The organism is Kitasatospora sp. RG8 (genome assembly GCF_017813315.1).
Lineage (GTDB): Bacteria > Actinomycetota > Actinomycetes > Streptomycetales > Streptomycetaceae > Kitasatospora.
Map to the genome: position 1 here is coordinate 194,856 of NZ_JAGIYX010000004.1, position 14,829 is coordinate 209,684.

9 protein-coding genes are annotated in these 14,829 nt (G+C 73.1%); 5 read left to right on the top strand and 4 right to left on the bottom strand.

Annotated elements, in window-relative coordinates:
• Positions 1-61: 61 nt before the first annotated feature.
• The 3 genes from J5Y04_RS08535 to J5Y04_RS08545 form a co-directional block, all read right to left on the bottom strand.
• Positions 62-3,811 (bottom strand): multifunctional oxoglutarate decarboxylase/oxoglutarate dehydrogenase thiamine pyrophosphate-binding subunit/dihydrolipoyllysine-residue succinyltransferase subunit, encoded by a 3,750-nt coding sequence (locus tag J5Y04_RS08535; protein WP_209411239.1) that lies wholly within the window; start codon positions 3,809-3,811, stop codon positions 62-64.
• 280 nt (positions 3,812-4,091) lie between these two features.
• Positions 4,092-5,222 carry an ATP-binding protein gene (locus J5Y04_RS08540; RefSeq protein WP_209411240.1) on the bottom strand — a complete coding sequence of 377 codons (1,131 nt, stop codon included), beginning with the start codon at positions 5,220-5,222 and terminating at the stop codon, positions 4,092-4,094.
• Positions 5,223-5,336: 114 nt separating this feature from the next.
• Complete coding sequence (locus J5Y04_RS08545) at positions 5,337-6,074, bottom strand: response regulator transcription factor (protein ID WP_209411241.1); 738 nt, start codon at positions 6,072-6,074, stop codon at positions 5,337-5,339.
• 562 nt (positions 6,075-6,636) lie between these two features.
• Here J5Y04_RS08545 and J5Y04_RS08550 point away from each other — a divergent pair.
• The 5 genes from J5Y04_RS08550 (at position 6,637) to J5Y04_RS08570 (ending at position 13,640) form a co-directional block, all read left to right on the top strand.
• Positions 6,637-7,440: a rhomboid-like protein gene (locus J5Y04_RS08550; RefSeq protein WP_209411242.1), complete on the top strand. Its 804-nt coding sequence runs from the start codon at positions 6,637-6,639 to the stop codon at positions 7,438-7,440.
• Positions 7,441-7,594: 154 nt separating this feature from the next.
• Positions 7,595-9,988, top strand: a complete 2,394-nt coding sequence (gene lon / locus J5Y04_RS08555) for an endopeptidase La (protein WP_209411243.1) — start codon at positions 7,595-7,597, stop codon at positions 9,986-9,988.
• A 291-nt stretch (positions 9,989-10,279) separates the two neighbouring features.
• Positions 10,280-11,725, top strand: coding sequence for a hypothetical protein (locus J5Y04_RS08560; RefSeq protein ID WP_209411244.1), 1,446 nt, complete (start codon positions 10,280-10,282; stop codon positions 11,723-11,725).
• A 66-nt stretch (positions 11,726-11,791) separates the two neighbouring features.
• Positions 11,792-12,313 (top strand): GtrA family protein, encoded by a 522-nt coding sequence (locus J5Y04_RS08565; protein WP_209411245.1) that lies wholly within the window; start codon positions 11,792-11,794, stop codon positions 12,311-12,313.
• A 112-nt stretch (positions 12,314-12,425) separates the two neighbouring features.
• On the top strand, positions 12,426-13,640 hold the full coding sequence (locus J5Y04_RS08570; RefSeq protein WP_209411246.1) for an ROK family transcriptional regulator: 1,215 nt from the start codon (positions 12,426-12,428) through the stop codon (positions 13,638-13,640).
• Between the two features lie 64 nt (positions 13,641-13,704).
• On the opposite strand, the gene J5Y04_RS08575 is transcribed toward J5Y04_RS08570, so the two are convergent.
• Positions 13,705-14,748, bottom strand: coding sequence for an ABC transporter permease (locus J5Y04_RS08575; protein ID WP_209411247.1), 1,044 nt, complete (start codon positions 14,746-14,748; stop codon positions 13,705-13,707).
• Positions 14,749-14,829 lie beyond the last annotated feature (81 nt).

The window sequence follows — 14,829 nt, forward strand, 5'->3', positions numbered from 1 at the left end:
CGGTGTGCACGGGGGGCCGGGGCCTTGGAGCGGGGCGCCGGAGCGCCGGGACGCCGGGGCGTCAGATCGTGAAGATCTCCTCCAGCAGCGCCTGCTGCTCGGCGGCGTGGCGCTTGGCCGAGCCGACCGCCGGGGCCGAGGAGGCCGTGCGGGCGACGCGGCGCAGCCGCGAGCCGTTGGCGCTGCGGCCGACGACGACCTGCAGGTGGTCGACCAGGTTCATCGCGATGAACGGCCAGGCACCCTGGTTGGCCGGCTCCTCCTGCGCCCAGACGAACTGGACGTCGTCGCCGTACTTGGCCAGCTCCTCCTGGAGCTCGGCCACCGGCAGCGGGTAGAGCCGCTCGACCCGGACGATCGCGGTGTCGGTGACGCCGCGCTCGGTGCGGGCCGCCTCCACGTCGTAGTAGAACTTGCCGGCGGTGATGACGACCTTGCGGACGTTCGCCGGGTCGACGGTGCTGTCACCGATGACCGGGCGGAACGAGCCGGACAGGAACTCCTCGGTCGCACTCGCCGCGGCCTTCAGACGCAGCATCGACTTCGGGGTGAAGACGATCAGCGGCTTGTGGTGCGGGTTGTGCGCCTGCCAGCGCAGCAGGTGGAAGTAGTTCGACGGCAGGGTCGGCATCGCGACCGTCATGTTGTCCTGCGCGCACATCTGCAGGAAGCGCTCCGGGCGGGCGGACGAGTGGTCCGGGCCCTGGCCCTCGTAGCCGTGCGGCAGCAGCAGGGTGACGCCGGAGTGCTGGCCCCACTTCTGCTCGGCGGAGGCGATGTACTCGTCCACCATGGTCTGCGCGCCGTTGACGAAGTCGCCGAACTGCGCCTCCCACATGACCAGCGCGTTCGGGCGGGTCAGCGAGTAGCCGTACTCGAAGCCCATCGCCGCGTACTCGGACAGCAGGCTGTCGTACACGGTGTAGCGGGCCTGGTCCTCGGTCAGGTACAGCAGCGGGGTGTAGTCCTCGCCGCTGTTGCGGTCGATCAGGACGGCGTGCCGCTGGCCGAAGGTGCCGCGGCGGCTGTCCTGGCCGGCCAGGCGGACCGGGTGGCCCTCCATCAGCAGCGAGCCGATGGCGAGGGTCTCGCCCATGGCCCAGTCGATGGTGTTGTCCTCGACCGAGGAGGCGCGGCGCTGGAGCTGCGGCAGCAGACGCGGGTGGACGGTCAGCCAGTCCGGCAGGTTGACCTGCGAGGCGGCGATCCGCTTGACCATCTCCTGGGAGATGCCGGTCTGGATGTTGACCGGGAAGTCGGCCTGCGGCTTGCCGTTGGCGGTCGGCGCCGGCGCCTGGGCGGCGTCGCGGACCTCGGCGAAGACCTTCTCCAGCTGGCCCTGGAAGTCCTGGAGCGCCTGCTCCGCCTCTTCCATGGTGATGTCGCCGCGACCGATCAGGCCCTCGGTGTACAGCTTGCGCACCGAGCGCTTCTTGTCGATCAGGTCGTACATCAGCGGCTGGGTGAACGACGGGTTGTCGGCCTCGTTGTGACCGCGGCGGCGGTAGCAGATGAGGTCGATCACGACGTCCTTGTGGAACGCCTGGCGGAACTCGAAGGCGAGCCGCGCGACGCGGACCACGGCCTCCGGGTCGTCGCCGTTCACGTGGAAGATCGGGGCCTCGATCATCCGGGCCACGTCGGTGCAGTACATCGAGGAGCGCGAGGACGCCGGGGCGGCGGTGAAGCCGACCTGGTTGTTCACCACGACGTGCACGGTGCCGCCGGTGCGGTAGCCGCGCAGCTGCGACATGTTCAGGGTCTCCGCGACGACGCCCTGGCCGGCGAAGGCCGCGTCGCCGTGGATCTGGATCGGCAGGACCGGGAAGGTCGTGCCGCCCTGGTCCAGGATGTCCTGCTTGGCGCGGGCGATGCCCTCGACGACCGGGTCCACGGCCTCCAGGTGGGAGGGGTTCGCGGCGAGCGAGACCTTGATGGTCTCGCCGTCCAGGCCGGTGAAGGTGCCCTCGGAGCCGAGGTGGTACTTCACGTCGCCGGAGCCGTGCATCGACTTCGGGTCGAGGTTGCCCTCGAACTCGCCGAAGATCTTGCCGTACGGCTTGCCGACGATGTTGGCCAGCACGTTGAGGCGGCCGCGGTGGGCCATGCCGATGACGGCCTCGTCCAGGCGGTGCTCGGCCGCCGAGTCGATGGTGGCGTCCAGCAGCGGGATGAGGGACTCGCCGCCCTCCAGCGAGAAGCGCTTCTGCCCGACGTACTTGGTCTGCAGGAAGGTCTCGAAGGCCTCGGCCGAGTTCAGGCGGCGGAGGATCCGCAGCTGCTCCTCGCGCTCCGGCTTGGTGTACGGCTTCTCCAGGCGCTCCTGCAGCCACTTGCGCTGCTTCGGGTCCTGGATGTGCATGTACTCGATGCCGACGGTGCGGCAGTACGTGTTGCGCAGCAGGCCGAGGATGTCGCGCAGCTTCATCATCCGCTGGCCGCCGAAGCCGCCGACCGCGAACTCGCGCTCCAGGTCCCACAGGGTGAGGCCGTGCGTGGTGACGTCCAGGTCGGGGTGCTTGCGCTGCTTGTACTCCAGCGGGTCGGTGTCGGCCATGAGGTGGCCGCGGACCCGGTAGGAGTGGATCAGCTCGATGACGCGCGCGGTCTTGTTGACCTCGTCGTCGTGGGTGGTGGCGACGTCGGTGGCCCAGCGGACCGGCTCGTACGGGATCCGCAGGGACTCGAAGATCTCGTCGTAGAAGCCGTTCTCGCCGAGCAGCAGACGGTGGATCTCGCGCAGGAACTCGCCGGACGCCGCGCCCTGGATGACGCGGTGGTCGTAGGTCGAGGTCAGCGTCATGATCTTGGAGACGCCCAGGCGGGACAGGGTCTCCGGGGCGGAGCCCTGGAACTCGGCCGGGTACTCCATGGCGCCGACGCCGACGATGGTGCCCTGGTTCTGCATCAGGCGCGGCACGGAGTGCACGGTGCCGATGCCGCCGGGGTTGGTCAGCGAGACCGTGACGCCGGTGAAGTCGTCCATGGTCAGCTTGTTGGCGCGGGCCCGGCGGACGATGTCCTCGTAGGCCTGCCAGAAGCCGAAGAAGTCGAGCGTCTCGGCCTTCTTGATGGCCGCGACGACGAGCTGGCGGTCGCCGTTGGGCTTCACCAGGTCGATGGCCAGGCCCAGGTTCACGTGCTCGGGCTTGACCAGGTAGGACTTGCCGTCCTTCACCTGGTAGCTGTGGTTCATGCCCGGCGAGGCCTTGATGGCCTGGACCAGGGCGTACCCGATCAGGTGCGTGAAGGAGACCTTGCCACCGCGGGCGCGCTGCAGGTGGTTGTTGATGACAATGCGGTTGTCGATCAGCAGCTTGGCGGGCACCGCGCGGACGGACGTCGCGGTCGGCACCTCCAGCGAGGCGTCCATGTTGGTGGCGACGGCCTTGGCCGGGCCGCGGAGCTGGATCAGCTCGGGGCCGGTCCCGTCGGCGGGCGCGGCAGGCGCCGGGGCGGCGGCCTTGGGCGCCGGGGGCGCGGCGGGGGCTGCGGCGAGCGGCGCGGCCGCCGGGGCCGCGGGGGCCGCTGGCGCGGCCGGTGCGGCGGGGGCGGGTGCGGCCGGAGCGGCAGCGGCGGGCGCGGGGGCGGCAACGGTGGTCGGCGTGGGGCCGACCTGGGTCGCGGCCTGGGTCACTGGGGTCACCTCGGTACCGGGCTTGTAGTCGGCGAAAAAGTCCCACCAGGCTCGGTCGACCGAGTTCGGGTCCTGGAGGTACTGCTGGTAGATCTCGTCGACGAGCCACTCATTGGGGCCGAAGCCAGTGGAACTTGCCGAGCTGTTGGGGGTTTCTTGGGACTGTGGCGACACGGCGGCAACCGCCCTCTTCCGCTTCCTTTTGGGATGTTTGGACAGCGGGGATTAAGGCTACGCCCCTGACCAGTGATCGCGCAGTCCCCAGGGCTCAGGCGTCGCCCAGATCACAGTCCTGACCTGCAGTTTGGCTGAAAATGTGCGTTAGAAAGCCGCTTCGGATGGGAAGCGATCACCCCCGATCAGGCCCCATAATGGGGCGAAACCGGACATAATCGCTTCCCGAGATCCGTATACGTCTGTGTCGGATCTGTGACATGCAGCTCTGAACCGGGGGTCAGCGCGGACCGGGCAGCCGTACCTCGATCCGGCAGCCCCGGGCGGCCTCGGCCACCTCGATCCGCCCGCCGTGCAGGTCCACCGCCCAGCGGGCGATGGCCAGCCCCAGCCCGGTGCCGCCGTCGGAGCCGGGCCCCTGGGCGGTGGCGGTGCCGCTGCGGCTGAACCGCTCGAAGACCCGGCCGCGGTCGGCCGGCGGGATGCCCGGCCCCTCGTCCTCGACCTCCAGCAGCAGGGCGCCGGGGGCCTCCCCCGGGCGCGCGCGGACCGTGACGGTGCCGCCGGGCGGGGAGTGCTTGCAGGCGTTGTCGACCAGGTTGGCGACCACCTGGTGGAGCCGCTCCGGGTCCGCGACGCCGGTCAGGCCGGCCGGGCTGACCTCCAGGGCCAGTCGGACGTCCCCGCGCCGGGAGAACGCCCCGCCGGCGGTCGCGCCGTCCACGGTGACCCCGCGCAGCACGCCGTCCAGGAACTCGCGGACCTCGAAGGGCCGGGCGTCCAGGTCGACCACGCCGTCGTCGATCTTGGAGAGGTCGAGCAGGTGGGTGACCAGCCGGCCGAGCCGTTCGGTCTGCTCCAGCGCGGCACCCAGGGTCGCCGGGTTCGGCTGGACCACGCCGTCGACCACGTTCTCCAGGACGGCGCGCAGCGCGGCGATGGGCGTGCGCAGCTCGTGCGAGACGTTGGCGACCAGCTCGCGGCGGTGCCGGTCGGCGGCCTCCAGGTCGGCCGCCATCTGGTTGAAGGTGGCCGCCAGCTCGCCGATCTCGTCGCGCGAGTTCACCTCGACGCGGCGGCTGTAGTCGCCGGAGGCCATCGCGCGGGCGGCGGCGGTCATGTCGCGCAGCGGGGCGGTCAGCCCGTGCGCGAGGAACTGCATGAAGAGCAGTGACGCGATCATCGAGAAGATCATGATGATCCGGATCTGCGTCTCGGAACGGATCGCCACGACCACCATGCCGGTGGCCAGGAAGACCGAGACGATCACCAGGAGGGCGAGTTTGCCCTTGATGGAACGGACCGGGTCCAGCGGCCGGATGTCGGCCCAGACCCGGCGGGCGGCGCGGGCGGCCAGGGTGGGCCGCCGGGTGCCGTCGGCGTCCCCGTTGCGTTGCTGTGGAAAGGTCATTGGTTCCCTGTGATCCCCGCGTGCTGTGGTTCCCCGCGTGCGGTGCTCGCCCGCGCGGGTGGGCACGGCGGTTCGGGACACGGGCCCCCCGGAGGCCCGTCGCCCGAGGCGCCGCTAGGAGAGCGGGGCTTCCAGCGCGTAGCCGACGCCGTGGACGGTGCGGATCCAGCTGGCGCCGATCTTCCGGCGCAGCGCCTTGACGTGGCTGTCGACGGTGCGGGTGCCGGACGCGTCCGTCCAGTCCCACACCTCGGCCAGCAGCTGTTCGCGGGTGAGCACCGCGCGCGGCTGGGCGGCCAGGCAGGCGAGCAGGTCGAACTCGGTCGGCGTCAGGTGGACGTCGCCCGAGGCCAGCCGGACCCGGCGCTGCACGTGGTCGATCTCCAGCTCGCCGAAGCGCAGCGAGCCGAGCGCCGGTGTGCGGGCCGCCTGCTGGGCGCGCTCGACGCGGCGCAGCAGCACGTTGACCCGGGCCGCCAGCTCGCGCATGGAGAAGGGCTTGGTCATGTAGTCGTCCGCACCGACGCCGAGGCCGACCAGCAGGTCCGTCTCGTCGTCGCGCGCGGTCAGCATCAGGACCGGTACCGGGCGCTGCGCCTGGATCCGGCGGCACACTTCGAGGCCGTCGAAGCCGGGCAGCATGATGTCGAGCACGACCAGGTCGGGCTGCCAGGTGTGGAAGCCGTCGACGGCACCGGGGCCGTCGTGGGCCACGGCGACCTTGAAGCCCTCCGCACCCAGCCGGGCCGCGATCGACTCGGCGATCGTGGGCTCGTCCTCCACCACCAGCACTCTGCGCTGGCTGCTCACCGTGCCGCCGCTGTTCTGGTTGTCCTGCTGAATTTCTGTCACGGTCACGCCACCGCCCCCAGGGCTGCGGGCCGGCCACCTGTGGGGATGGCGGGGCTCCGCTCGTAGTCTTGTTCCGTCGTGGACTGTGCCGGGTCCGCCGTCCCGTTACCTCGTGTGCGCGGACCGGAGGGCAGGTGTGGACTGCCCGCCGTTTCCGCACACTTCGCAGCGTACGGACCGCGGATGCTTCCCGGCAGGTGGACCGGTCGTTTCCGGCCCGTGGGCCGGCTTTCGGGCCGCCCTCCGACCCACTCGGGAGTGGGCACGGGCCGCTACCTTACCCGGCGATTTTTCACTCCGTGACGATACGTACGCAGACTTTTTGACATCAACCCGCCGGTCAGGACAGCTACTCGTGCGTAAGCAGAGTGAAGGTCTGGACCAAATCCGGGTGTTCCCGCCGTCCGGCCGTCAGAGGGTCTTCACGGGGATTTCCCAGCGGGCTCCCAGGAGCCCGACGTAACGTGGTCACGACAAGAGTCATGGGGGTGGGATCTGCGGCGCGCGCCGGTACGTTGAGCACCGGACGGGGCCGGATGCAGCGGGTCGGAGCGGAGGCGGCATGGCGGGTCTGCGCAGTGGTGCCGGCCGGGCCGGGCCGCCCTACGGGATGCTCCGGCACGGCCTGAGGGTCTGGGTGGTCGACTGGCTGCTGGCCCGGGTGCCGACGCCCCGGCGCAACCCCTTCGCGCTCGGCTACCTCGCGGTGGTCTGCGCCACCACCACCTTCGCCAAGCTCGCCGACCCGGGGCTGGTGCTGCGGCTCCAGCAGGCGTCCAGCTCGGACGCGCACAACCTGTTGCAGCACCCGCTGCGCGCGCTGCTGTTCAGCGGGTTCTGGGTGGCCGGGACGATCTGGATGCCCTACCTGTGGGCCTTCGCCTTCACGGTCGCGCCGCTGGAGCGGCGGGTCGGTCCGGGCCGGGCGGCGGCCGTCTTCGCGGCCGGGCACGTCGGCGCGACGCTGCTCTCCCAGGCGGTGGTGATCGCCGCCGTGGCCGACGGGCGGCTGGCGTCCGGGGCGCTGGACCACCTGGACATCGGGGTCAGCTACGGCGTCCTGGCCAGCCTCGGCGCGCTGGCCGGGCTGTTGCGGCCGCGCGGGCGGCTGCTGGCGCTCGGCCTGGCGGTCACGCTGATCGTCCAGCAGATCGCGGGCGACCGGGACCTGGTGACCGGCATCGGCCACCCGGCGGCGCTGCTGGCCGGGGTGGCGCTCTGGGGACGGCTGCGGCGCACCGCCGACCGCCGCCTGTGCCGCCCGGAGCCGGGCCGCCGCGCGGGGAGGCGCCGGTCCGAGCCCGCCGGGCCGGCCGGGACGTCCGCCCCGGCCTCGGGCCGGGCCGCCCTGCTGGACCGGATGTGACGCCGCCCGGGCGTTTTTGACGGGCCCTCCCGCGGTCTTCCCCGTGCCGTTCCCGCCCGCTCCCGTTCGCTCACGGCGAACGCGCCGTGGGGAACAACCGGTGCCCGCCAAACCTTAGTCAGGTCAACTCAACTTCACTGACTGGGGAGAGATCATGGCATCGACGTCCACACCGCTCACCCTGCCCGTGCTGCCGCTCGACGACGAGGTCGTGCTCCCGGGCATGGTCGTCCCGCTGGACCTCAAGGACACCGAGGTGCGGGCCGCGGTCGAGGCCGCGCGCGCCGCGGCCACCGGCACCGGGAAGCCCCAGGTCCTGCTGGTCCCGCGGGTGGACGGCTCCTACGCGCCGGCCGGCACCCTCGCCACCGTCGAGCAGGTCGGCCGGCTGGCCGACGGCGACCCTGCGGCGCTGGTGCGTGCCGTGCGCCGGGTCCGGATCGGCGTCGGCACCACCGGGCCCGGCGCCGCCCTCTGGGTGGAGACCACGGGTTTCCGGGAGTCCTCGGTCGGCACCCCGGTGGCCGGGCGCGCCGCCGAGCTGGTCAAGGAGTACAAGTCGCTCTCCACCCAGTGGCTGCGCAGGCGCGGCGCCTGGCAGGTCGTCGACCGGGTGGCCCAGATCGAGGGCGTCGGCGAGCTCGCCGACAACATCGGCTACGCCCCCTTCGTCACCGCCGAGCAGAAGCTCAAGGTGCTGCTGGAGGCCGACCAGGTGGCCCGGCTGGAGTACGCGCTGACGCTGCTGCGCGAGCACCTCGCCGAGGAGGAGGTCAACGACACCATCCGCAAGGACGTCGAGGAGGGGGTGGCCAAGCAGCAGAAGGAGTTCCTGCTCAGGCGCCAGCTGGAGGCCGTCCGCAAGGAGCTGGCCGAGCTGAACGGCGACCCGGCCGACGAGGAGGGCGACTACCGCGCCCGGGTCGAGGCGGCCGACCTGCCGGAGAAGGTGCGCGAGGCGGCGCTCAAGGAGGTCGACAAGCTGGAGCGCGCCTCCGACCAGTCGCCCGAGGGCTCCTGGATCCGCACCTGGCTGGACACCGTCCTGGAGCTGCCCTGGAGCGAGCGGACCGAGGACGCCTACGACATCGCCGGCGCCCGCGCGGTGCTGGACGCCGACCACTCCGGCCTGGCCGACGTGAAGGACCGCATCGTCGAGTACCTCGCGGTGCGCAAGCGCCGGGCCGACCAGGGGCTCGGCCTGGTCGGCGGCCGGCGCGGAGGGGCGGTGCTGGCACTGGTCGGCCCGCCTGGCGTCGGCAAGACCTCGCTCGGCGAGTCGGTGGCCCGCGCGATGGGCCGCAAGTTCGTCCGGGTCGCGTTGGGCGGCGTCCGGGACGAGGCGGAGATCCGCGGCCACCGGCGCACCTACGTCGGCGCGCTCCCCGGCCGGCTGGTGCGGGCGATCAAGGAGGCCGGCTCGATGAACCCGGTCGTCCTGCTCGACGAGATCGACAAGGTCGGCTCCGACTACCGGGGGGACCCTGCAGCGGCGCTGCTGGAGGTCCTGGACCCGGCGCAGAACCACACCTTCCGCGACCACTACCTGGAGGTCGAGCTGGACCTCTCCGACGTGGTCTTCCTCGCCACCGCCAACGTGCTGGAGGCCATCCCCGAGCCGCTGCTCGACCGGATGGAGCTGGTCCGCCTGGACGGTTACACCGAGGACGAGAAGGTCGTCATCGCCCGCGACCACCTGCTCCCGCGCCAGCTGGAGAAGGCCGGCCTGAAGGGCGGGGAGGTGGCGGTCGACGAGGAGGCGCTGCGCAGGCTGGCGGGCGAGTACACCCGCGAGGCCGGCGTCCGCAACCTCGAACGCTCGATCGCCCGGGTGCTGCGCAAGATCGCCGCGCAGAGCGAGCTGGGCGAGCGCGAGCTGCCCGCCGCGATCGGCGCCGACGACCTGCGCGCCCTGATCGGCCGGCCGCACCACGTCCCCGAGGCGGCCCAGGAGCCGGCCGAGCGGCGCACCGCCGTCCCCGGCGTGGCGACGGGCCTCGCGGTGACCGGCGCCGGCGGCGACGTCCTCTACATCGAGGCCTCGCTCGCCGACGCGGAGACCGGCGGCACCGGGCTCACCCTCACCGGGCAGCTGGGCGACGTGATGAAGGAGTCCGCGCACATCGCGCTCTCCTTCCTCCGCTCGCGCGGCGCCGAGCTGGAGCTGCCGGTCACCTCGCTGCGGGACCGCGGCGTGCACCTGCACGTCCCCGCCGGGGCCGTCCCCAAGGACGGGCCGAGCGCCGGCATCACCATGACGACCGCGCTGGCCTCGCTGCTCTCGGGCCGCAAGGTGCGCACCGACGTGGCGATGACCGGTGAGGTGTCGCTGACCGGGCGGGTGCTGCCGATCGGCGGGGTGAAGCAGAAGCTGCTCGCCGCCGACCGGGCGGGCGTCACCACGGTGATCATCCCCAAGCGGAACGAGGCCGACCTGGACGACGTCCCGGCCGAGGTGCTGGAGCGGCTCACCGTCCACCCGGTCGCGGACGTCCGGGAGGTGCTGAAGCTGGCCCTGGAGCCGGCCGAGGTGCTGGTCGCCGCCTGACGGTTGTTCAGGGGCCCGGCGGGGCAGGGGGACTGCCCGCCGGGCCCTTTCCCGTACCGTGAGACGCGCCTTGTGAGACGGACCGTCAGTGCGGCAGTCTGACGGTGTGAATCGCCATGCGCACCTGAGCCGTCGACTGGACGTCGACCTGGCCCGCGCATGTTCGGCGATCTGTCACCGCGTCCTCTGACGCGCGGTGACCCGCCCGGCGCCCCCGCCGGGAACCCCCGATCCGGGTGGAGTGCACCGTCACGCCCGTTCGCTCCTCTCACCCGATGGGACAGGACCCCTATGCGCCTCGCGCTGCCCACGCGCGCCGCCGTACTCCCGGTGGCCCTCCTGCTGGCCCTCGCCGGCGGCACCCCGGCCCACGCCGACACCCCGTACGCGCCGCTGCCGCCGCACAACCCGTACGCGGGACCGGACGGCACCGCCACCATGCACGGCGACACCGGCTCCTCGGACGCGACCCCGCTGCCCGGCCCGAAGGCCGGACCGCTCGCCTCCGACCGGGTGGCGCTGCAGTCCGCCTGCCCGACCGTGCTGGTGGGCTCGGACGGGTACCCCGTCGCGCTCTGCACCACGATCTTCGGCCTCACCCCGACCGTCCACCTGCTCGACCCGGCCGACGGCGGCTCGGTCGCCGAGCTGCCGCTCGCCAAGGGCTCCCTGCTCGGTGGCGTCTACGCCTACCTGGACGACGAGAACCGCCTGGTCGCCGTCGACGGCGACCGCAACCTGCTGCGGATCGGCCACCGCCGGGACGCGGCCGGGCGGTGGGAGCTGTACGTCGACCGGTCGCTGTCGCTGGCCGGCGCGGTGCCCGCCGGAGACGCGGTCACCGGCGTCTCGCCGGACTGGCAGGGCCGGGTGTGGTTCGCCACCGGCGGCGGCGTGGTCGGCACCGCCGACGACCGCACCGGCACCGTCCGCGCCCTGGCGCTGCCCGCCGGGGAGAAGGTCGCCAACTCGATCTCCACCGCCCCCGAGGGCACCGCCGTCGCCACCACCCACGCCACGTACCTGCTCACGGCGGGGGCCGACGGCACGCCGCGGATCGCCTGGCGCCGCCCGTACGACCGCGGGCCCGGCCGCAAGCCCGGCCAGCTCAGCTGGGGCACCGGCTCGACGCCCACCTTCTTCGGGCCGCGCACCGGCACCGACTACGTCACCGTCGTCGACAACGCCGCGCCCACTGTGAACCTCCTGGTCTACCGGGCCTCGGACGGCTCGCAGGTCTGCTCGGTGCCGGTGCTGAAGGCGGGCGGCAGCGGCAGTGAGAACTCCCCGGTCGCGGCCGGCAACACCGTCCTCGTCGCCTCCACCTACGGGTACCCGTACCCGAAGCTGCCCGACGACGCCGGGCCGAGCGTGCCGTCGTCCGACCGGTTCCGCGGCGGGCTCAGCCGGGTCGACGTCCGCGCCGACGGCTCCGGCTGCGATCTCGCCTGGGACAACAGGGTGCGCTCCGCGGCCGTCCCCCGGCTCTCCACCGCCGACGGGCTGATCCACACCGTGCTGCGCAACCCCGTGATCCCGGGCACCGATGCCACCTCGGTGCTCGACCCCTACTACTACGCGGAGGTCGACCCGCGCACCGGCGCCGTGGTGCGCACCAAGTACACCGGGGCCGGCTTCGTCTTCGACACCCTCCAGATGGTCGGCTCGATCGCCCCCGGCGGGGTCGTCTACCAGGGGACCACCACCGGGGTGCTGCGGATCACCGCGGACGAGTAGCCCGCGCGCGGGGCGGGCGGCGGCCGACGAGTAGCGGCCCGCGGCCACCGTGGTCAGACTGCGAAGATGCCGTCCCCCACGCAGCGCGCCCTGGCCAGAGTGCCGGCCGGGCTGCGCCCGTTCCTGCTCAGGCACCGCCGGCTGGTGAAGTTCCTGCTGGTCGGCGGTGTCTGCTTCGCGCTGACCACGGTGCTCAACCTCTCGCTGAAATTCACCGTGCTGCAGCAGAAGCCGGTGGTGGCGCTGACCGTCGCGACGGTGGTCGGCACCGCGGTCTCGTACGTGCTCAACCGCCAGTGGTCCTTCCGCGCGGCCGGCCGCCGCCGGGAGGCGCTGCTGTTCGCGCTGGTCAGCGTGGTGGCGATCGGCGTCAACGACATCCCGCTGATCATTTCGCGCTACCTGCTCGACCTGCGCGAGCCCCAGGTGACCGCCTTCACCCAGGAGGTGGCCGACTTCCTCAGCGGGATGGTCGTGGGCACGTTCATCGCGATGCTCTTCCGCTACTGGGCCATGCAGCGCTGGGTCTTCACCCGCCTCGCCGAACCCGCCGCCACCCCCGCGGAGCAGCCGCAGCGCATCCCGTGAGGCTCGGCGGGCCCGCCCTCCCGAGGCCGCCGGGAGCGGGCGGCCGAACGCGGTTAGGCTGCAGACGACCGGTCTCGACGACGGTGTCCGGCAGTCGAGCGGGGTGAGGGCGATGCGCGAGACGGACGGCCTCCGGGCCGGGCCCGCCAGCCAGCAGGGCATGCGCCGGGCCAACCTGGCGCTGGTGCTCGGCGTGATCGCGCGTGCCCCGCGCTCCCGGGCCGAGGTGGCCGCAGACACCGGCCTCACCAGGGCGGCCGTCTCCTCGCTCGCCGAGGAGCTGATCGCCGCCGGCCTGGTGGTCGAGGAGGGCCCGGCCGCACCGAGCGGCAAGGTCGGCCGGCCCGGCACCGCGCTGGGCCTCAACCCGCAGGGGCCGGGCGGCCTCGGCGCCGAGATCGGGGTGGAGCACCTCGGCGCCTGCGTCGTCGACCTGCGCGGGGAGGTCCGCGCCTGGCGCCGCCAGGAGATCCGCAACCGGGGCAGGCGGCCCGCCGCCGTCCTGGCCGACCTGGCCGAGCTGCTGCGCGCGGCCGCCGTGGAGGCGGGGCTGCGCCCGGCCGGGCTGACCCTGGCCGTCCCCGGGCTGGTCGGCGACGGCGGCGGGCAGCTCCAGCGGGCCGCCAACCTGGGCTGGCAGGACGTGCCGGTCACCGCCGAGCTGCGGCTCGCGCTGCGCGCCGCCGGTGCCGGGCAGCTGGCCGAGCTGCCGATCGCCGCCGACAACGAGGCCAACCTGGGCGGGCTGGCCGAACTCTGGCTGGGCGGGGCGCCGGACCACTTCCTGCACGTCTCCGCCGAGGCCGGGGTCGGCGCGGCGATCGTGATCGGCGGCCGGCTGCTGCGCGGGGCCCGCGGCTACGCCGGCGAGCTGGGCCACGTGCCGGTCCGCCCGGACGGCCCGCTCTGTGCCTGCGGGTCGCACGGCTGCCTGGAGCAGTACGCGGGGGAGGCGGCGGTGCTGCGGGAGGCGGGCCTGGAGGGGATCCGCGGCGACTGGGTGGCGCTGCTCGCCGAGCGGGCCGGGGCCGGTGACGAGGAGGTCCGTGCGGCGCTGGCCGGGGCCGGCTCGGCGCTGGGCATCGCCTCGGCCGGGGCGGTCAACCTGCTCGACCCGGCCGAGGTGGTGCTGGGCGGCGGCTACGCCCGGCTGGCGCCCTGGCTGCTCGGGGCGATGCGGGCCGAGCTGGCGGCCCGGGTGACCGTCCGCCCCTGGACGGACGAGCGGCTGACGGTCTCCCGGCTGGGCCGCCGCGGCCCGCTGCTCGGGGCCGCGGTCGGCGTGGTCCGGGCGATCGTCGCGGACCCGGGCCGGCTGGACGTGTAGCGCGGCCGGGGCCCGTGCCCGGCGGTTCGCGCCGCCGCCGGCGCGAACCGTCCGGGCGCGTGTCCTACGGGTGCACGAGCTCGCGGCCGCCGCGCGGCCCGCGCAGGACGGCGGCGAAGGTGACCCCGACGCCGACCAGTGCCCAGACCACCAGGACCACCAGCGGCATGCCGAGGTTGGTGGCGTCGAAGTAGGCGATCGAGCGGGTCGCCTCCGTCCCGGCGCCGTTCGGGATCCAGGCGCCGATCGCCCGCCAGAACGGCGGCATCAGCGGCGGCGGAAAGACCCCGCCCGCGCTCGGGTTGCCGAGCACCACGAAGATCAGCACCGCGATGCCGATGCCGATGATGTCGAACAGGCACTGCAGCGCCATGGTGAACGCGCCGACCGCGAAGACCACCAGCGCGCCGACGCCGGCCAGGCCCCAGAACGAGCCGGGCAGCGCGTCGAGGACCGGGCCGACGATGATCGCGCCGCCGATGCCGGCCGCGACCGAGTACAACGCCAGCGTGCCGAGCCGGATCACCGCCCGGTTGGTGTTGGCGGGCTTGGCGCCGGCGCTGACGCCCAGGATCGAGGCGACCAGGTAGCCGCCGACGCAGAAGCCGATCACCAGGTAGAAGGAGGTGAGGCCGTTGGGGTCGCCCTTGGCCAGCGGCACCACGTCGACGGTCTTCACCGTCCGGCCCTGCGTCTTCTCCAGCGCGGTGACGATGGTGTCCGCCGCCCTGGCCGCGGACGGGCCGCGGGCGCCGCCGACCAGCAGGGTGTCCTCGGTGCCGGCCGGGTTGAGGACCAGCGCGGCGTAGATCTTCTGGTCCTTGATCTGCGCGGTGGCGGTCTCGGCGTCCGGCGCGGTGACGGCCTTGACGGCGTCGTCCGGCACCGACTCCAGCGCCGCGACCAGCTTGGGGGAGACCTGCGGCGGGGCGACCACCGCGATCGACAGCTCGTGCGGGGTCGGGTGGTGGAGGGCTCCGACGTAGGACGTGATGAAGCCGAACTGGAGCAGGAGCACGGCGATCACCAGCAGCGCCGTGCGCGGGGTGACCGCTCCCTTCAGTTCGGCGACGAGGCCCGGTCCCGGTACCTGTCCTGGGGCGGTCATGCACATCTCCTTGCCTATCGGCGGATAGAGGACAAACGGATACTTCATACCATCAACTAGTTGGGCGGCGTCCTCCCCGCG